Origin of the sequence: uncultured Bradyrhizobium sp., assembly GCF_964252615.1 — a bacterium.
Classification (GTDB): Bacteria; Pseudomonadota; Alphaproteobacteria; order Rhizobiales; family Xanthobacteraceae; genus Bradyrhizobium.
Genome location: NZ_CAXUNQ010000039.1, coordinates 1 through 17,708, shown reverse-complemented (window position 1 = coordinate 17,708; position 17,708 = coordinate 1). Strand labels below are relative to the sequence as shown.

At 63.0% G+C, this 17,708-nt stretch carries 22 protein-coding genes and 1 pseudogene; 17 read left to right on the top strand and 6 right to left on the bottom strand.

Translation table 11 applies throughout. From position 1 onward, the window contains the following. The first annotated feature begins 349 nt into the window (after positions 1–349). Both ACFE72_RS17630 and fliP read left to right on the top strand, forming a co-directional pair. On the top strand, positions 350–1,267 hold the full coding sequence (locus tag ACFE72_RS17630; protein ID WP_375414410.1) for a flagellar biosynthetic protein FliO: 918 nt from the start codon (positions 350–352) through the stop codon (positions 1,265–1,267). Beyond that, positions 1,264–2,016 carry a flagellar type III secretion system pore protein FliP gene (fliP, locus tag ACFE72_RS17625; RefSeq protein ID WP_375414409.1) on the top strand — a complete coding sequence of 251 codons (753 nt, stop codon included), beginning with the start codon at positions 1,264–1,266 and terminating at the stop codon, positions 2,014–2,016. Before ACFE72_RS17630 ends, fliP begins: the two co-directional genes overlap by 4 nt. Positions 2,017–2,172: 156 nt before the next feature. On the opposite strand, the gene ACFE72_RS17620 is transcribed toward fliP, so the two are convergent. The 6 genes from ACFE72_RS17620 to fliL form a co-directional block, all read right to left on the bottom strand. Continuing rightward, positions 2,173–2,406, bottom strand: coding sequence for a hypothetical protein (locus ACFE72_RS17620; RefSeq protein ID WP_375414441.1), 234 nt, complete (start codon positions 2,404–2,406; stop codon positions 2,173–2,175). A 145-nt stretch (positions 2,407–2,551) separates the two neighbouring features. Next, positions 2,552–6,142 (bottom strand): tetratricopeptide repeat protein, encoded by a 3,591-nt coding sequence (locus ACFE72_RS17615; RefSeq protein WP_375414408.1) that lies wholly within the window; start codon positions 6,140–6,142, stop codon positions 2,552–2,554. 94 nt (positions 6,143–6,236) lie between these two features. Further along, positions 6,237–7,010, bottom strand: a complete 774-nt coding sequence (locus ACFE72_RS17610) for a MotE family protein (RefSeq protein ID WP_375414407.1) — start codon at positions 7,008–7,010, stop codon at positions 6,237–6,239. Then, positions 7,007–7,435 (bottom strand): DUF6468 domain-containing protein, encoded by a 429-nt coding sequence (locus ACFE72_RS17605; protein ID WP_375414406.1) that lies wholly within the window; start codon positions 7,433–7,435, stop codon positions 7,007–7,009. Before ACFE72_RS17605 ends, ACFE72_RS17610 begins: the two co-directional genes overlap by 4 nt. Then, complete coding sequence (gene fliM / locus ACFE72_RS17600) at positions 7,432–8,634, bottom strand: flagellar motor switch protein FliM (protein WP_375414405.1); 1,203 nt, start codon at positions 8,632–8,634, stop codon at positions 7,432–7,434. Before fliM ends, ACFE72_RS17605 begins: the two co-directional genes overlap by 4 nt. Positions 8,635–8,652: 18 nt before the next feature. Beyond that, complete coding sequence (gene fliL / locus ACFE72_RS17595) at positions 8,653–9,144, bottom strand: flagellar basal body-associated protein FliL (RefSeq protein ID WP_375414404.1); 492 nt, start codon at positions 9,142–9,144, stop codon at positions 8,653–8,655. Between the two features lie 666 nt (positions 9,145–9,810). On the opposite strand from fliL, the gene flgF reads away from it, so the two are divergent. From flgF to ACFE72_RS17520, 15 genes and pseudogenes are all read left to right on the top strand, one after another. Further along, entirely contained in the window at positions 9,811–10,575 is a 765-nt protein-coding gene (flgF, locus tag ACFE72_RS17590; RefSeq protein ID WP_375414440.1) for a flagellar basal-body rod protein FlgF, read from the top strand. 12 nt (positions 10,576–10,587) lie between these two features. Continuing rightward, on the top strand, positions 10,588–11,376 hold the full coding sequence (flgG, locus tag ACFE72_RS17585; RefSeq protein WP_375414403.1) for a flagellar basal-body rod protein FlgG: 789 nt from the start codon (positions 10,588–10,590) through the stop codon (positions 11,374–11,376). Between the two features lie 7 nt (positions 11,377–11,383). After that, a complete protein-coding gene (gene flgA / locus ACFE72_RS17580; RefSeq protein ID WP_375414402.1) occupies positions 11,384–12,451 on the top strand; it encodes a flagellar basal body P-ring formation chaperone FlgA in 1,068 nt (355 codons plus the stop codon). A 5-nt stretch (positions 12,452–12,456) separates the two neighbouring features. Next, a complete protein-coding gene (flgH, locus tag ACFE72_RS17575) occupies positions 12,457–13,215 on the top strand; it encodes a flagellar basal body L-ring protein FlgH (RefSeq protein ID WP_375414401.1) in 759 nt (252 codons plus the stop codon). A gap of 260 nt (positions 13,216–13,475) precedes the next feature. Further along, complete coding sequence (locus ACFE72_RS17570; RefSeq protein ID WP_375414400.1) at positions 13,476–13,790, top strand: hypothetical protein; 315 nt, start codon at positions 13,476–13,478, stop codon at positions 13,788–13,790. After that, complete coding sequence (locus tag ACFE72_RS17565) at positions 13,787–14,308, top strand: HNH endonuclease (protein ID WP_375414399.1); 522 nt, start codon at positions 13,787–13,789, stop codon at positions 14,306–14,308. The genes ACFE72_RS17570 and ACFE72_RS17565 overlap by 4 nt, the downstream gene beginning before the upstream one ends. A gap of 30 nt (positions 14,309–14,338) precedes the next feature. Then, entirely contained in the window at positions 14,339–14,545 is a 207-nt protein-coding gene (locus ACFE72_RS17560) for a hypothetical protein (protein WP_375414398.1), read from the top strand. Between the two features lie 75 nt (positions 14,546–14,620). Beyond that, positions 14,621–14,833, top strand: a complete 213-nt coding sequence (locus ACFE72_RS17555; protein WP_375414397.1) for a hypothetical protein — start codon at positions 14,621–14,623, stop codon at positions 14,831–14,833. A gap of 180 nt (positions 14,834–15,013) precedes the next feature. Beyond that, on the top strand, positions 15,014–15,259 hold the full coding sequence (locus ACFE72_RS17550; protein ID WP_375414396.1) for a hypothetical protein: 246 nt from the start codon (positions 15,014–15,016) through the stop codon (positions 15,257–15,259). Between the two features lie 98 nt (positions 15,260–15,357). Then, a complete protein-coding gene (locus ACFE72_RS17545; protein WP_375414395.1) occupies positions 15,358–15,537 on the top strand; it encodes a hypothetical protein in 180 nt (59 codons plus the stop codon). A gap of 108 nt (positions 15,538–15,645) precedes the next feature. After that, complete coding sequence (locus ACFE72_RS17540; RefSeq protein WP_375414394.1) at positions 15,646–15,960, top strand: hypothetical protein; 315 nt, start codon at positions 15,646–15,648, stop codon at positions 15,958–15,960. A gap of 19 nt (positions 15,961–15,979) precedes the next feature. Next, positions 15,980–16,273 carry a hypothetical protein gene (locus ACFE72_RS17535; RefSeq protein ID WP_375414393.1) on the top strand — a complete coding sequence of 98 codons (294 nt, stop codon included), beginning with the start codon at positions 15,980–15,982 and terminating at the stop codon, positions 16,271–16,273. A 233-nt stretch (positions 16,274–16,506) separates the two neighbouring features. After that, on the top strand, positions 16,507–16,887 hold the full coding sequence (locus tag ACFE72_RS17530; RefSeq protein WP_375414392.1) for a hypothetical protein: 381 nt from the start codon (positions 16,507–16,509) through the stop codon (positions 16,885–16,887). A gap of 21 nt (positions 16,888–16,908) precedes the next feature. After that, positions 16,909–17,142, top strand: coding sequence for a hypothetical protein (locus tag ACFE72_RS17525; protein ID WP_375414391.1), 234 nt, complete (start codon positions 16,909–16,911; stop codon positions 17,140–17,142). 379 nt (positions 17,143–17,521) lie between these two features. Continuing rightward, positions 17,522–17,708, top strand: a pseudogene (locus ACFE72_RS17520) (hypothetical protein); the annotation flags it as partial.

The window sequence follows — 17,708 nt, the reverse complement described above, 5'->3', positions numbered from 1 at the left end:
AGCGCGCAATGGCGCGAAGTAGGCAGAATTTGCCGCTGTTATGGTTAACAGCGGGTTAAAGAATCCGGACCTTGTGGGCCGGGATGCTGCTCCGTGATGGATTGCGCTTGCAGCTCATTTTGCTGCGTACGGCCGCATTAACCAACCAAACCGTTGACGTTCTACGCGCCCAGAAGTTGTTTTGGTTGCGCCGATTCATGCTTTATTAAGGGATGCGGCGGCAGTTCTTGCCGCGGAGAATTAAGAGTTAGGGCAAAACTTACGCTTTTGCGCCGTTTGCTGTATCGTCCTGAGCGGCGTTCGACGAATCTTAAGAGGTCAAGAAAGCGCTATTTGCCGGGGATAACGCATGTCGACACAGCTCACATTCTTCTTCGCGTTCGTGGTCGTTCTGGCCCTGATCGGCGCCGCCGCCTGGTTGGTACGCCGATTCGCCGGGAATCGGCTCGGCGCCAACACCAACCGCGGGCGGATGCCGCGGCTGGCCGTGATCGATGCCGCCGCGGTGGACGGCCGCAGGCGGCTGGTGCTGGTGCGCCGCGACAACGTCGAACACCTGCTGATGATCGGCGGTCCCAGCGACATCGTCGTGGAACAAAATATCGTGCGCGCCATCCCGGCACGCGACCAGGCGCCGCCGCGGCCCAATGTCGGAGCCGAACTGCCGCCGCGGGTGGTACTTCCCGACGTCGGCAGTTGGCCGGACGGCGACGCCGCGCCCGATCACCCGGAACCCGCGATGCCGGAGCCGCCGCCGCGTTCCGCCCGGCCTCCTTTCGCGGACGAGGTTCGCCGTCCGGCCGCGCTGCCCGAGCGGCGCGGCAGTGATCTGTTGTCGGGTCCGGCAATGACCGAATCCACGCTGCGTTCCGAATCGCGCCTGGAACCGCGCGGTGAACCGATGCCATCGCGGCCGGCGCGCAGCGAGCCGATCATTCCCCGTCCCTCGCGCCCGCTCGAGCCGCCGAAGCCGCCGCGCGCGCCGGAACGAGCCGCGGTTCCGCCTCCGGCTGCACCGTTACCTGCCGTTTCCTCGGCCGACCAGAACCTCGCCGAGATGGCGCAGCGGCTCGAAGCAGCCTTGCGCCGTCCGGCCGGCGATTCGGACGAGCCGCGAGTCGGCGCGCCGCCGGTAGCGCCGGAGCCGCCGGCTAACCGGCCCCGCAACGAGGCACCGCCGGTTGCTCCGCCGTCGCCGAAGAGCGGCTTCGAGAATCTCGAAGACGAAATGGCGTCACTGCTGGGCCGCCCGAAATCGCCTTCGTGAGATCGGCGACAGCCCCGCGTAGAGTTTTATTTTTTGTCGGTCTGATATTGGCGGGGTCAACCGCCGATCCGGCGTTCGCGCAAGATATCAGCATCAATCTCGGCCAGAGCAATGGCGGCGTCACCGAGCGCGCGATCCAGTTGATCGCGCTGTTGACGGTACTGTCGATTGCGCCGTCGATCCTGATCATGATGACGTCGTTCACCCGCATCGTGGTGGTGCTGTCGCTGCTGCGTACCGCTTTGGGCACCGCGACCGCACCGCCGAACTCGGTCATCCTGGCGCTGGCGCTGTTTCTCACCGCCTTCGTGATGGGCCCGGTGCTGCAGAAGTCCTACGATGACGGCATCAAGCCGCTGGTCGCCAACCAGATCAGCGTCGAAGAAGCCTTGCAGCGCGCCGTGGTGCCGCTGCGCGGCTTCATGCAGAAGAACGTGCGCGAGAAGGACCTGAAACTGTTCATGGACCTGTCGGGCGAGCCGCCGCCGGCGACGCCCGCCGACATGTCGCTGCGGATCCTGGTGCCGGCGTTCATGATCTCCGAGTTGAAGCGCGCATTCGAGATCGGCTTCCTGCTGTTCCTGCCGTTTCTGATCATCGACCTTGTAGTCGCCTCGGTGCTGATGTCGATGGGCATGATGATGCTGCCGCCGGTGGTGGTCTCGCTGCCGTTCAAGCTGATCTTCTTCGTGCTGGTCGACGGCTGGTCGCTGGTGGCGGGCAGTCTGGTGCAAAGTTACGGCGGGTAGACAACCATCGTCATGGCCGGGCCTGAACCTGGCGATCATCCACTTTGAAGGATTCCCGCGAAGATTGATGGATGCGGGCCGAGCCCGCGCATGACGCTTCGTTTGGCATGGTCCCGGTCTGCGACGCGGCACTTCGCGTCGCGTCCGGGATACAACTCAACTCACGTCATATTGCTTGCTGAGATGGTCGCCGATCTGGACGACCATTGCGACGCATTCGGGATAGCCGGGTTTGCCGACGGTGGTGGCGTCGGCCGTGGCCCGGAGTTCCCAGCTATCACCGTCACGCAGTACCGAGATGGCGATTCCGTCCGGGCAATTGAGATGGGCCTTCAACTCCGCCCTCGCCATCGCAATGAGTTCGGCTTCGGTCTTGGTGGGCTTGCTCATGATGGCGGCTTTCTCCGGACGGTCGATGGCCGCACGTTGCCGTTTCGGCGCGTGTCTGTCGAGGGGGAGCAGTGTCGCGCCAACGCAGATGTCGTCCTTGCGAAGATGGGCACCCATAACCCGCTGCGGATGGAAGCGCGCTACCCTATCTTGCCGCCTCGACCCGCTTCAGTCCGACGATCGCTGGCAGCGAGCCGGTCGGGAAAGGGTCGGGCTTCTGGGTTTCCGGCGGCAGCGGCGCCTTCGCGGTCATGTCGGGGAAACGCGCTTTCATTTCCCGAAGAAACCCGTCAAGCGTATCGACGCTGGCCGCCATCTTGGCGATCTGAGCGAACTCGGCACTGTTAGACGAAGCCGGCTTGCTCGCAGCCTCGAACGCGGCGCGGTCGGTTTCGCCGCTCATCAGCGCCGCATATTTTTCGCGGAAGCGCGCCAGCCCCAGCGAATCCTCCGCCAGCGCGTAGCCGACCATGGCGCGGATCACGTCGCCCTTCTCCACCGGGTTGAGCGGTTTGAAATCGCGCCAGCGGTCGCCGTAATAGAGTTCGATCTGCTCGGAAGATTCGCGCCATCGCCGAGCCGCCCAGTAGATATCCGAGCGCAGCCGGACCGCCTCGCGCCCGCCGATGTTGGAGATGATGTCGAGGCCGAGATCGCGGCGGCCGATGTCGCTCTGCGCGCGCGCCTCCAGCAACAGCCGCTGCTGGCGCAATTCGCCTGCGAGATCGGAAATGCGGGTGGTGCGAAGCGCGGCGATGGCGCGATCCGGCTTGCGGTTCATCAGGTAAACCATTGCCAGCCTTGCCGCCACCTGCGCGCGCGCGGCACCCTCCAGCCGGTGATCGACCTGGTATTGCAGCAACTCTGCGGCCTGGTCGAGCAGGTCGACACCGGCCAGGCGATCGGCGAGGCGGCGGATCATTTCGTCGCCGCGCCGTCCGATCGGGGTCAATTCACTGTATTCGTAGAACAGCGCCAGCGCATCGACCGGCGGCATATCGTCGCCTTTCGGGCTAAGGAACAGCTGCGCAAACAGCGCAGCCGCGGCGTCCTGCGCACCCCGCGAAAGGTCCGAATTGGGCTCCAGTTTTGTAGCGGTCCGCGCCGCCGCCAGCGACTCGCCGTAGCGGCCGCTGTCCGAATAGATCCGCGCCATCATCTGCAGCGCCTTGACCTCGAGCCCGTCGCCGCGCCACGTCATCGAAAGCGTTTCGAGATCGCGCAGCGCATCCGCCTGGGTAACCTCGTCGCGCTTCTGGCGCAACGCGATGTCGAGCAGCCGCGCTTCCATCGCGGAAGCGCGATCGGCCGATTGCGCCGCCGACTTGTATTCGGCCAACGCATCCTTTTCGCGTCCCAGCGCCTCGGCCATTTTTCCGCGCAGCACCGAAATCTGGGGTTTCAGCTCGGTTGGAATACCGATTACGTCGAGATCGTTGCTGCGGCTCGCCGCACCGGAATAATCCTTGACCTCGATCGAGGCGCGCATCGCTTGCGTAATTACGACGCGCTGCAATTCCAGCGGCAGCGAGGTGATGGCGAATTCCACGTTCTTGAACTTTTCCCGTGCGTCGGCCCATTTGCCCTGCCGCGCCAGCGCGAGCGCCTTCCAGAGCTGCGAATCGTAATTGGCGCCGATTGCCGGAGCCGCGAGATCTTTTAACCCCTGCTCGGGACGGCCCATCAGCGTCGAGGCGACCGAATGCACGATCAGCGCGGAGAGGTCTTCCTGTCCCGGTTTTGCCTCGCTCAACGTAAGATCCAGCACGCCTTTGGCTTCCGGATACATCGCGCGCGACATATAAAATCGCGCCAGATCGAGGCGCGCCGCCGAACGCCGCTCGGCCGTTGCCCCGGACGCCGCTGTGATCAACGCATCCAGTCGCTTCACAAATTCGTCGGCCTGGTTCTTGCGCCATTCGTTGATATCGAAGACGGGACGAACCGCCATGGAGGCGCGCTCGGCGCCGGCATCCGCCGGCGACAGCGTAAGGCCGCCGGGCCGGCTCAGCGTGATCTTGTCGGATGCGATTTCGGCGGCGACGTCGTCGGAGTGGGGCTGGATCACCACGCCATGGCTCGATTCGAGCAACGAAAACTCGACAAAATCCTGCTGCCGGATGAAACCGGCACCGGGCGGCGGTGCGGTGACCACCATCAGGGCGTCGCCGGCATCGGGATCGACCATCCGATGCATCGCTCCCGGCCCTGCGAGCGCCACGGTGACATTGGCGCGCGCCGGATCGCTAATGTTGCGGGTCGCCGCGAGCGGCTGCGACGGGGCTTGCATGGTGTCGGCGAAGGTCACCAGCCAGTTCTGCCCGGTCCTGTCTTCGCCGGTCAGCGACGCCAGTTGCGGGCGATTGAGACGCATGCGGATCGCCTGCCCCTTCTCCATCGGCATCGCACTGACATCGCCGATCACCGATCCCGCCTCGCGGCGGATCGGCTCCAGATCGAGGGGCCTGGTGGAATCGAACACGAGCCAGACGACGTCGGCGCGGCGGAACAAGGCCGCCGGCGCCGACGTTGCGAATGAAAATACCAGGTGCAATCCGTCGCTGTTGCGCCTGGCTTCGACCCGGTCGACCGCGTCCGGCTTGGCCGCAACCGGTGGTTCGGCGGCAGCGAGCACGATTTTCGGCGGCGCTGAAATCGGCACGGCCGCTTGTTTTGTAGCCGCAGCGGCGGATTTGGCCGGCGTTACCGGGCGCGGTTTCGTCTCGGGTTCGGGTTTCGGATCGGGCCTGGCTTCGAGCTTGACCTGCTGCGCTATCGTTTCCTCAGTCGGCGGCACGATCTCGCCGGAGCGTTGCGGCGGCGCTTCGTCACCGGGCTTGCCTGATTTGGCCGCCGGAGCGGTCGGCACGGCCGCCGCAGGCGACGGGGCCGGCTTTTCCGATTGCTGGAAACCGATATCGACAATGTAGTTCTTGTCCTCGCGGAACGAATGGACGTCGACATCGCCGATCAGCGCAACTTCTACCGACGCGCTTTCGCCGTCGATCTTCTGGTTGATCGAGGCGATGTTGGAAGGGGCGGCAAGCTTGGCGTCGGCGAGATCGAAAATCAGCGCGCTGTTGAATGCCAGCGCCAGCTTCTGCTCGTTCAGAGCCGAGGAGACGCTGGCGCCATCCGGCAGTTCGAATACGAAGCGTACAAAGGTCGGCTGAACCGAGGCACGCACGCGGACCGGCGCCCGTTTCAACGCCGATTCCGCGGCGCGCTGTGCGCGCAACGCGCGCTCGGCGGCCCGGGCACGCTCGGACAATTCACGGATCACCTCCTGCGGCAGGTTTGGCGGCAAGCCGTTCCAGCTCTCCGGCAACAGATCGACGAAGATGCGTTCACCCGCCGTCATGGCATTGACGGTGACCCGCCGCGCCAACGATAACCGGATCGCAGCACCATCCGGATCGCGCCGCGCTGAGCCAACGTAACCCGGCACCGCCTCCGAAAGTTTGTCGACGGATATATCGACCGGCCGCTTGAAACGGATCACGACAATCGAGCCGGCCACGCTGACATCGGATTCGACGTCCTCGGCGAGCTTGATGACAAGCCGCGCGTAGCCGTCGGGCGCGGAGAACACCGCCTCGCCCTTGACAGGCTCGGCCCGGCAGGCGCCGGCGAACAGTAAAGCCAGCAGGAAAAGGCCGGCGGCGCACGCGGACAGGCAGCGCTGCGCGCATGCGCGAGCTTGCGACCGATCGTCAGCGGCAGCCGCCTGGGCCATGCAAAGAGTCTTCCCGCTCACGTTTCGTCCGCGGCTCGAAGTCGCGTGCCCTAAGTCTAGAATTGCCGATTTAAGGACTTGTTAAATATCCCCGCTAATTACGATTTTGCGGGAGCATCTTGCCTTCGATCTTGGGGAGTTCGGCGGCGGTGGCCGACTTGTCGCCGCCGGCGCGGCGCGCCATTTCGACGGTCAGGCGTTCGGCAGCCTCCGGCGACATCAGCCCCAAAATATCCGACATCTTTCGTGGGGCGATTTTCGAAGCAATCTCGAACAGCACGTTCATCTCCAGCCGGTCGAACACTTTTGCGGCGTCCTTCGGCTTCATGCCCTCATACATGGTGACGAGGCCTTTCAGGCGTACGTCTTCTGCTTCCTTCTTCTGCTCGGTCGCAGCCCCCATGCGCGATTCGGCGGCCTTCAGTTCTTCGACCTTTCCCTCGATGCGCTTCTCGGCCGACTTCAGGAGATTTTCCCGTATGTCAATCTCCCGTGCGCGGGCTTCCAGCTCCTGGCGGCGCGCCTGCAGCCGCTCCAGCAACGCGCGCTCCGAGGGCGATATCGATGGCGCCTGGTCCGGAAAGGCGACGGTGCCCTCCGGCGGCTTCGCCGTCTCCGGTGCGCTCAACGCGGGCTTGGGCGGCGCCTCTTCCTTTTTCGCGGCGACCGATCCGGTGATATCCGACGGATCTGACCTGCCGCCCGGGAAGTTGAAACTTTCCTGTGCCCAGGAGCGCTTGGTCGATTTGGGCTGGTAGTCGAACACATAGCCGCCGTCGATCACCAGGCCCGCGACCTTCAGCGCCGCGAGGCCGAGGATCGCGATCAGGACAACCGGAATGACGCGGATCTCACGGAGCGCCTTCATGCAGCGAGACCGTTCGGCCTCCTGCGGTCGGAGAAGGCTTGCGCCGCAGCGGCAACCGCCTTCGCCGCCGATAGCTTCGGCGGTTCCGGCTCAGCCGGCCGCGCCGCGACCGCGATCTTGCTGATCCGCCGCAACACGCCGTCGCCTTCCGCGAGCAGCTTTGTCAGTTGCCTGGACATGTCGGTAGCGGCATTGAGCTGGCTGCCGAGATTCTCGTTGACGTCGCGCACGGTGTGCTTGAGCCCGCCGATGGCGCGCTCGGCAATCTCCGTCGCGGTGATCAACTCGCCGATGGTCGCCTTCAAGGACTGCTCGTCGGCCTTGAGCCGAAGCAGGCGTTTGTTGAGCACCATGCAGTAGCCGATCGTGAGCAGCAGCAGCACCGCAACCAGACTCTCGATCACCATTCCGAATGAATGACTCATTGTGCCTCCATCAACTTGGTTTGCTCTTCGGCCTTCTCGAACATCGCGAAGGTAGTATTGGGCTTTCGGAGTTGCTTGGTGACGCGGATGGCGACGCGATCGCCGACCCGGCCCATGCGGCCTTCGGTCAGCGTCACATTGCCGCAACGCACCGCGATCAGCGCGTCGGAGCGCATTTCCAGCGGCAGCGTATCGCCGACCTTCAGCCTCATCAGCTGCTTGAGCGGAATGTCGGCCTCATAGAGCACGGCGTCGACCGAAATCTGCGCCTGCGCAATTTCCGTCGCCAAATGTCCTTCCCAGATCGGGTCGCGGCCGAATTTCTCGCCCATGAACATCTGCAACAGCACGTTGCGGATCGGCTCGATGGTCGCATAGGGCAGCAGCAATTCGATAATGCCGCCGCGGTCTTCCATGTCGATGCGCAGCCGCACCAGGATTGCAGCATTGGCCGGCCGGCTGATGGCGGCGAAACGCGGGTTGGTCTCCAGACGATCGATCTTGAACGTCACCGGCGAGAGCGGCCGGAACGCCTGCTCGGCATCCGACAGCACGACCTCGACCAGCCGCTTCACCAGATTGGTCTCGATGGTGGTGTAGGGCCGGCCCTCGATGCGCAGCGATGTCTGGCCGCGCCGTCCGCCCAGCAGCACGTCGATCATGGAATAGATCAGGCTGGAATCCACCGTGGCGAGGCCGAAGTTTTCCCACTCCTCGGCCTTGAACACGGAAAGCACCGCCGGCAACGGGATCGAATTCATGTAGTCGCCGAACCGTACCGAGGTGATGCGGTCGAGGGAAACCTCGACGTTGTCGGAGGTGAAGTTGCGCAACGACGTGGTCATCAGCCGGACCAGCCGGTCGAACACGATTTCGAGCATCGGCAGGCGTTCGTAGGACACCATCGCGGAATCGATGATGGCGCGAATGCCGGAATTGTCGTCGAGATTGACCTCGCCGACCGAGAAGCCGAGCAGGTTGTCGATTTCCTCCTGCGACAGCACGCGCTCGCCGCCGTTCTTGCCGCTGCCAAGATCGCGGCCGCCGTCCTCGACCATGGCGGCCCACTGCAACGCCATCGCGCCGGAGAGTTCGTTGTCCGCAGCGGATTCTGCGGCCGCCGCCGGATCCTCGGAATCCAGCGACGCCTCCCACTGGGCGGCGATTGCATCCTGGTCGACCTGGTCGTTGCCCGCCATCGTCTCACACCCGTCCCGTCACTGAATGACGATTTCCTTGAACAGCACGGCGTTGACCTGCCCCGGCGCCACCACGACGTTGACCCGTCGCGTCAATTCCTCCTTCAGCCGGAACAGTCCGGCCGAGCCGGTGAGATCGGCGGGGCGCAATTCACGCATGTAGGTCTGAAAAATATCGCTGACGCGCGGCATGGTCGGCTTGATGGTTTCGACCTGCTTTTCTTCCTTGACCTCGAGCACGACCTTCACTTTGAGATACTGGATCCGCTCGCCGGGCGCGCCGACCAGGTTGACCAGCACCTCCGGCACGTCGAGGAAGATGGGCGCTTTCGGCGCCGCGATTTCGGCGTGGGCTTCCTCGCCGTGACCGCGAAAGAAAAAGAACCAGGTCGCGCCGCCGCCGCCGACCAGCAGCAGCGCCGCGGCGGCCATGATGATCAGCTTCTTCTTGCTTTTTTTCGGCGCGGCAGCCGCCGCAGCGCCGTCTTCCTTGTCGTCATTGTCCGCCATCGCCCGCCCGCCAAGTCCCATACCAGAGGAGATTCGATGCGGCCGAGCAGGCTTAAGACGCGATACAAGGCCCCCGGCGCGCATGCGCCATCATTCGTGCGACACTAGGTTTGCAATGGTTAATGGAACCTTTCTTTTGTCCCTCAACTAGGAAAAAACTGCCGGGTAGGCTTGGGCTACATCCCCCGCGAGTCGTCCCCGCAAACGCGAGGATCCATACGCTGTGTCGCCTGGTTTGCGCACCGGAGCAAAGGCCTTTTGCGACCATCGGCGCCAGGGGTAGGTCCCCGCCTTCGCGGGCACGATTCGGAGAGAGGATGCCGTCATCCTGGAGAGCCGCGCGCTTGCGCGGCGTCTCGAGAATCGCCATGAGGGCTTGCGGCGATCCTTCGGGGCTCGCCCAATGGGGCGAGCACCCCAGGATGACGGCGGTGTTGTCCCAGCCAGGTAAAAACTGCCGGGTCATTATGGTCAACAAGACCTTTCTGCCTGGCGCGGCCCGGCCAGGGCAACGTCTAAACCATTGCAAAACAACCGCTTCTTCAATTGGCACGGCTTTCGCTCTGGGTGCAGCGAACCGCGGCTTGGGAGAGCCTTGGCGGTTCGCTTAGGTCCGCACCCGGCTTGGGAGAGCCGATGCGGATCGCGAAAGGGGAGAACCACCCGATGGAGAATATGCTTCTCGTCGGACTATCGCGGCAGATGACGCTGGAACGGCAGATGGATGTCGTCGCCAACAACGTCGCCAACGTCAACACCACCGGCTACAAGGCCGGCAAGTCGCTGTTTCACGAATACCTGACCTCGGGCGCGCACCAGGACGATTTCAAAGGCGCCGACCGCCGTATCAGCTATGTGACCGACCGCGCCACCTATCACGATTTCGCGCAAGGCGCAGCCGAGCCGACCAAGAACCCGCTCGACCTTGCAATCGACGGCCAAGGCTTCCTGGTGGTGCAGACCCCCGGCGGCGAGCGCTATACCCGGGACGGTTCGCTGCAGATCAATTCGCAAGGCCAGCTTGTCACGGCGGCCGGCAATCCGGTGCTGGGCACCAGCGGTCCGATCGTGTTCCAGCCGACCGACAAGGAAATCAGCATCACCGCCGACGGCAGCGTCAGCGTCCTTGAAGGCACCAATCGGATTGACTCGGTGCGCGGCAAGCTGCGCCTCGTCAGCTTCGCGCAGGCGCAGAAGCTGGTGAAGGAAGGCGCCAATCTTTATTCAGGCGGCGAAGGCAACGCGGCGCAGCCCGACGCCGCCTCCAAGGTGCGCCAGGGTTTTGTCGAAAAATCCAACGTCAATTCGGTGGCCGAGATGAGCAAGATGATCGAGGTGACGCGCGCCTACACGCAAATCTCGTCGATGCTGCAGAGCCAAGGCGACTTGCGGAAATCCGCACTCGAAAAACTAGCCGACGTTCCGGCGTAAGGGAATCCAATCATGCGCGCTCTCTCTACCGCGGCGACGGGAATGGCGGCCCAGGAACTCAACGTCCAGGTGATTTCCAACAACATCGCCAACCTGCGCACCACCGGCTACAAGAAACAGCGCGCGGCGTTCCAGGACCTGATCTACGACCACGTCCGCCGGGTCGGCGCGCAGGCGTCCGACCAGGGCACCATCCTTCCCGTCGGCATCGATATCGGCGGCGGCGTGAAAACCGTCGGCACGCCGCGGCTGATGACGCAAGGCACGCTGTCGCCGACCGGCAACGATCTCGACATCGCCATCCGCGGCGAAGGTTTTTTCAAGATCCAGATGCCGGACGGCACCTACAGCTATACCCGCGACGGCTCGTTCCAGATGGACGCGCAGGGCCGCGTGGTCACCGCGCAAGGCAATCCGGTGCAGCCGACCATCACGATCCCGCAGAATTCGTCAGGCCTGACCATCAATGCGCAGGGGCAGGTGACCGTGACGCTGCCGGGCTCCACCACGCCCACGACCGTCGGTCAGATCGGGCTGACGCGCTTCATCAACAAGGCCGGACTGCAGCCGAACGGCGACAACCTGTTCACCGACACCCCCGCATCCGGCACGCCGCAGGACGGCGTGGCCGGCGCCGACGGCTTCGGCGACATGCAGCAGTCCAACCTCGAACAGGCCAATGTCGAGGTGGTCTCGGAGATCTCCGACCTGATCGCGGCGCAGCGCGCCTACGAGATGAACGCCAAGGTCATCAGCGCCGCCGACCAGATGCTGCAATCCACCGCCAACCTGTTCCGCTGAGGCGCCGATGATGACCGTCCGTTCGCTTCTCCTCGCAACCGCCCTGCTCGCGGCCGCCGCACCGGCTGCGCGCGCGCAAAGCCCCGCAGACATCGCCGCACCGGTGCTGCGCGCCAACGTCAACGTGACCGGCGACGTGGTGCGGATCGGAGACGTGATCGACAATGCCGGCGCCGCAGCCCAGATCGCGATCTATCGCGCGCCGGATCCTGGCACCACAGGGACGGTGGCGACCGCGCAGGTGATCGGCGCGTTGCGCGCGCATCAGGTGATCGGCGTCGATACCAAGGACCTGAAGGCGATTTCGGTGACGCGGCTGGCGCGCACGCTGGAGGCCAGGGATATCGAACTGCAGGTCGCCCGCACGCTGGAGCGGCGCAACGGACTTGGCGACGCCGCCAACCTCACATTGACTTTCGATCGCGAAGTGCAGACGCTGCAGCTCGAAACCTCGAACAGCGGCGCATTGCAGCCGGTTTCGTCGCGTTACGAGCCGCGCAGCGGCCGTTTCGACGTAAGCTTTGAAATAACCAACGCCTCGGGTTCTTCGCCGGCGCGGCTGCGTTTCACCGGCACCGCGGTCGAAACCGTCGACGCCGCGGTGCTGGTGCGCGGCGTCGAGCGCAATGAAGTGCTGAAATCCTCCGACGTGGTGATCGAGCGGCGGCCGAAGGCCGAGGTCGGCGGCGATGCGACAGGCCGCGACGGCGCGGTCGGGATGCAGGCGCGGCGGCAATTGCGCGCCGGACAGGCGCTTCGCGCCGCCGATCTGGCAAAACCCGATCTGGTGACGCGCGACCAGAACGTCACCCTGATCTACCAGTCGTCCGGGCTCTATCTGACCATCCGCGGCAAGGCGCTGGAGGGCGGCACCGAAGGCGACGTGGTCAATGTGCTCAATCTGCAATCCAAGCGCACCGTATCAGGCATCGTGGTCGGCCGCGGCCAGGTTTCGGTTGCGATGGCTGCACCCCGCCTTCCCGCCGCTGCCGACGCATCCGCAACGGGTGCCGCCGAACCCGCCGTTCCCGTCTCCGTAGCCGCCATCGGCACCGGTCCTCAAAAAGCTGAGTAGAGTTGATGTTCATGTCCCCATCGTTCAATCGCGCCGCGCTCACCGCCCTGTCGCTGGCGGTCGCCGGACTCGGCGGCGGCTGCTCGGCGCTCGACCGTTTCGCGGCGCTCGGCGAGAAGCCGGCATTGACGGCGATCGAAAATCCGACGGCGCAGCCCGGCTACAAGCCGGTACAGATGCCGATGCCGAAGCCGGAGCCGGCGTCGTACAACGCCAACTCGCTGTGGCGCAACGGCTCCCGCGCGTTCTTCAAGGACCAGCGCGCGCATCAGATCGGCGACCTGCTCACGGTGACGGTGAATTTCACCGACAAGGCCAATATCGCCAACGAAACCCAGCGCAGCCGCGCGGCCAAGGAAGATTCGGGTATCACGGACTTCATCGGCTCAAAACTGATCAAGAATCCGGCCACCGCCGTCCTGCCCGGCCGGCTATTGACGGCCGACGGCACGTCGTCGACCGACAACAAGGGTTCGGTGCAGCGCCAGGAGAATCTGCAGACTTCCATCGCCGCCGTGGTCACGCAGGTGCTGCCCAACGGCAACCTGGTGGTCGAAGGCAAGCAGGAGATCCGCGTCAATTTCGAAATCCGCGAACTGATCGTCGCCGGCATCGTTCGGCCCGAGGACATCCAGAGCGACAATACCATCGACTCCGGCAAGATCGCCCAGGCCCGCATCGCCTATGGCGGCCGCGGCCAGATCACCGACGTGCAGCAGCCGCGCTACGGCCAGCAGTTCATGGATGTGGTCTTGCCGTTCTAGAACTTAACGCGTGCCCCCGACGCAGCGCCGTTCTCGCGGTGCGTCGGGGCACTAACGAACGCGGTGTCCGGTACGGGCCCGGTTCTGCGGAGCAGCATGACCGGCGATGCCTTGCATCGCCTTGGAATCTGCATCGCGCCCGGGATACGAAAACAGCTCCCACGCCAAAGCGCGGTCCAGCCGCGACAAGGCGGTCGACGCGGCCTTCGTCAGCTCCCCTGGCGAAGGCCGTGTCATTTTATATGGAGCAAAGCAGATCAATGACTTACGAGGAAAAACCGGAACAGACCTTGCGCGAAGGTGCTGACCATTTGACGAACGAAGCAAGTACTTGCGAGCCCGGTGACGCAGGGCTGACACAGCGGCGTTCACGACGTGTTCGCAAGCGTCCGGCTACGCCAGAGCAGCGCAAGCTGATCGCCATCCGCGTGAGGTTTGGCGCAGACACCCCGAAGGGTGCATCTTGCTCGAACCTGGTTGAACAGCTCGGCCACTACCCAAAGGCTGTCGGGGTTCAACGGGCAGACCTAGCCAAGCTGATCCCCGAACAAATAGCGCGGCTGGCCCGTCCATGAGCCTTAAACGAAACATCAAGGAACTGACCTTGGCGCGTCTGCGCGATGTGCTGGACTATGACCCGGCGACGGGAGCCCTGACGTGGCGGATTCGCCTGGGACCGATGTGCAAGTTCGGCAAGACCGCAGGCATCGTCAAATCTGGCTACCGCCGGATTGCCATTGACGGTCACAGCTATACAGCGAGCCATCTTGCCTGGTTCCACCATTACGGCGAAGTCCCGAACGGGTTGGTCGATCACGAAAACCGCGACACTGACGACAACCGCATCGAGAACCTTCGTTTGGCAACATTTTCCGAAAACGCCAGAAACAGGAAATGCTCGGCTCTGAGCACCACTGGCCTCAAGGGCGCCGCACGATTTAACAGCCCAAAGAACGCCAAGCGGTTCCGCTCAACCATCACGATTGACGGCCGGCGGATTCACCTTGGGCAATTCGATACCGCCGAGGAAGCGCACAAAGCTTACGCCAAGAAGGCTGCGGAGCTTCATGGCGAATTTGTACGGACACGTTAGAGCCGCTGATGGTGGCAGAGGGAGTGAGAGATGGCGAACCTTTACGACGTGATCGAGGTTGGGATGGAAAAACCTCACCCTGTCCGAATCATAACTCGGCGCACGAGCCTGAAAAATGCCGATGCCATCATAGCGACGGCCGTGGCCCGGCGTGGTGTCGAGGGCCACTTTTTCACCAAGGTACGGCCCGACGCTTACAAGGACGGCGAGTCGTATCGGTTCGGCGACCCTCAGTAGGAAACGCTGATGTCCCCTACATGCGGTTTCTGAGGAGGCCCGCTCCCATGCCTCACCCATAGCCAAGAGCCGAAAATGACAAAAGACCAGAAGATCGCAGCAGTTGCCTACGACATTGAGCGCCTGCTTATGGAGCGTCTTGATGGTCCGAAGGACGCGGCGAAGGCTCTCCTAATGGCTCATGTGACGTTGACCAAGCACGAAGGGCTTGGTCGCAAAGCGGTTGGCGTAATGCTAACCGAATATTGGCATATGTTTAGGCTGGGCTATTTCGGATGTGAACAATGAGTTCCTACACGCTGGAACGTCGGCTTGCTGCCCCCGTGGCTTGCGGGGATGCCATTGGAGAGGCGTTACCGGAGACCTTCGCGGATGTAGCCAGCTTGACGGAGCGCCATTCAGTTGCCCGCGCTGCGCCAAGGGATGGGGCCTTGTTTGGATTGAAGCCCCGACGACAGAGGTGCTGCAATGACAGCAAGGCTTTGGAAAATGAAGGTGGACGAAGTGATGAACCGGATTGAGAACGAGACCTATAGCGGCAAAACCTTAACTGGAGATATGACGGTAACGGCAGGCACCAATCGCCAGCGCCGCTATGTCTCAATTCGCATCGCAGCTAGCCCCGGCGATGCAGAATTACATTTCGACGCTACTGTGGCCGAGCAGTTGGGAAAGATGCTCGTTGCCGCCGCTGAGAGCACACGAGCGCAATGACAACCGCTTACCCATTCGAGGGGAAGCGTGAGGGCCAGCCTCACGCGGTACGCGGCGCCCGTCTCGGAAGCCGCGCTAGAGGTCTTAGAGGAGCGAACATGACCGAGGAAGCTATCTGCCCGGTGTGCGGGGAGCGCGACCCCTACCCGCAATGGTTCTGCATGACTCGTGCGACAGGCAACGCCAAGCAGGGTGAGCCTTGCAGCTATAGCTTGGATGCTGCGGTCCGCATGAAGGACCGCTTCAACGCGCCAGCCGTCTCGAATGGAGAGCGTTGATGTTCCCTGACGAAGAAAAGAATGCCGTTCGCCAGTTAGGTGAGTTGATCGGCTATCCGCGGCTGATCTCACTCGCGATGCATTTGCGGGTCGAGAAGCCACCGCCGGTTGACCTCTCTCGCGGTCGTTGCGTTCATCGAATACCCCTCAATGAGCATTGTGAGCAATGCGCCCAACAGACACCGGGAGCGTGACGTGAATCTGTTTATAGTCATTTATATCGCCGGACAGATCGGCGGCACGGTCGGCCCTCTCCCTTATGGGATGGAAGAGTGTCAACTGCGTGCGGCCACACAATGGTCCAAAGGCGATCCGAACATTGTCACGCCGCAAGGGTACACGATGCAGGACATCCGTCTGACGTGTGGGTGGCATGAAGTCAGGCCCGGTAATGACCCGGACGCCGCGCGCCCGCGTTCGTGACCGAAGAAAGCGAGAGAGCATGAACCAACCGCCAGAACACTTCGGCCAAGAACCAGAGCGGCGCGTCTCGTTTGGAGATCGGCTCGCGGGTCTATGCGCCATTGAACTATCCGCCGCAAAGGGCGATCCTGATCGCGCTGCGGCAATGATAGAACGGCTCTTGAACTCCTTGGCCTTCACTATTGCCGTTGCGTCACGCGGCGACCCCAAGGGCATTGGGGAGATGTTGCAGGGCGCGGAATCATATCTCTATGAGGCCGCCGCCGATCATCAAAAAGTTGCTGGTGCCCTTGAGGGGCTACAGCGTTCCTGAGCAGGAAATGAGACCATGGCAGAGAGCTATATCGTTTCGCCGTTCAGGAAGCCCAAGACGCCCATCCTGAAAGGTGGCGCTGCCGTGCGGATGATCTGCCCGACGTGCGGGAATGACGATCAAAACAGATTTCTGACGGTGACCAGCCTAGGCGGGACTGAGTGGCATGGCGCAGTTTGCGCTCCCTGCGAGGCAACCGCCATAGACCAGCACTCATAAACAGCGACAGAGCCATGGCAACCATTATCCGGGAGATCGATGAAGCAAAGAGCGAGCGCGGCCTGCAGCGGCGCAAGGCCGGGGAAGGTTTCGGCGCCCCCCTACTGCATTGTTGCTGTATCTGCCATACGGTTGCGCCGTGGGGCAACGGCTGGTCTACCTACTGCAGTGAAAATGACATCGACAATAGCGTGGCGATTCCGAAATTCTGCTCTCGGCTGTGCGTGGAGAAAGGTGGTCCAGAAGCCCGCAATGTGACCGAGGTCATGCGGGAAGCCGCGCGGGCTTTGGAGTGGCGGGAGCCAAAGATCGTTTACCGGGAGCGGGAATTGACCGAGCGCGAGAAGTGGCAAGATGCTGTCCGGCGCCAGAGCCTAAAACATCCACGATCATAAGCGACACAGGCGAGAGAGACCATGGGAACTGTAATACTCAATCCGGCTGCGGCGGCCGAAACGGTCTGCCACGAAGAGCAGCTACGCCTCTGGGCCGACGATATGATCTCTGCCATCGGCATGCAGGGGGATTTTTTGAAGGACCTGGCATATTGCGATCTTGTCAATCTCCACCGCGTTGTGGAGAGCGAGATCAAGAGCATCATCGAAAGCGCCTTTGATCATCCCGAGGCGCGCACAATACGCCGCACCTGAGCGCTCTTGGCCAATAAGCACCCCATCACCATGACCCTACCCCACCCCACCGACGACGACCCGAACGAGGCCTATGAAGTCCTGCCCTCGCCCGATGAACCGCATGGCCCGAAAGGATGGTGGATGGTGACGCGGAACGGGATTCCAGTGCGGCACTCAGGAAGCAAAGAAGCAATGGAGCGATACGCAACCGATCCTGAATGGAGGAAACAGGTTGCGGCTGGGGAAGTGAAGGTGTGGAAGGGGTAGATAAGCCCGAGGCGGACGCGCAACCGCCGATCAGGTTAGCATCGCCGTCCATCCAGGGGCGATCCGAGCGGGCGAAGGCAACTATTGGATGGTTGCCGTGCCAAAACCGCCGGTCCTACCCTCTGTCTTCATGAGCACCAAATCCCGCGAGCACTTGTTTGACAGCACCATCCGCGCCAGCGCGGAGCAGGCCAAGAACGCGCGCAAACAAGCCGACAAGCTATCCTGCGAAGCCTGGAATTACCGCATGCTGGGCTACAAAGGACCGGCCCAACCCTCTCCCATGGTCGGCGACGCCCTGAACGCTGGATACCGTT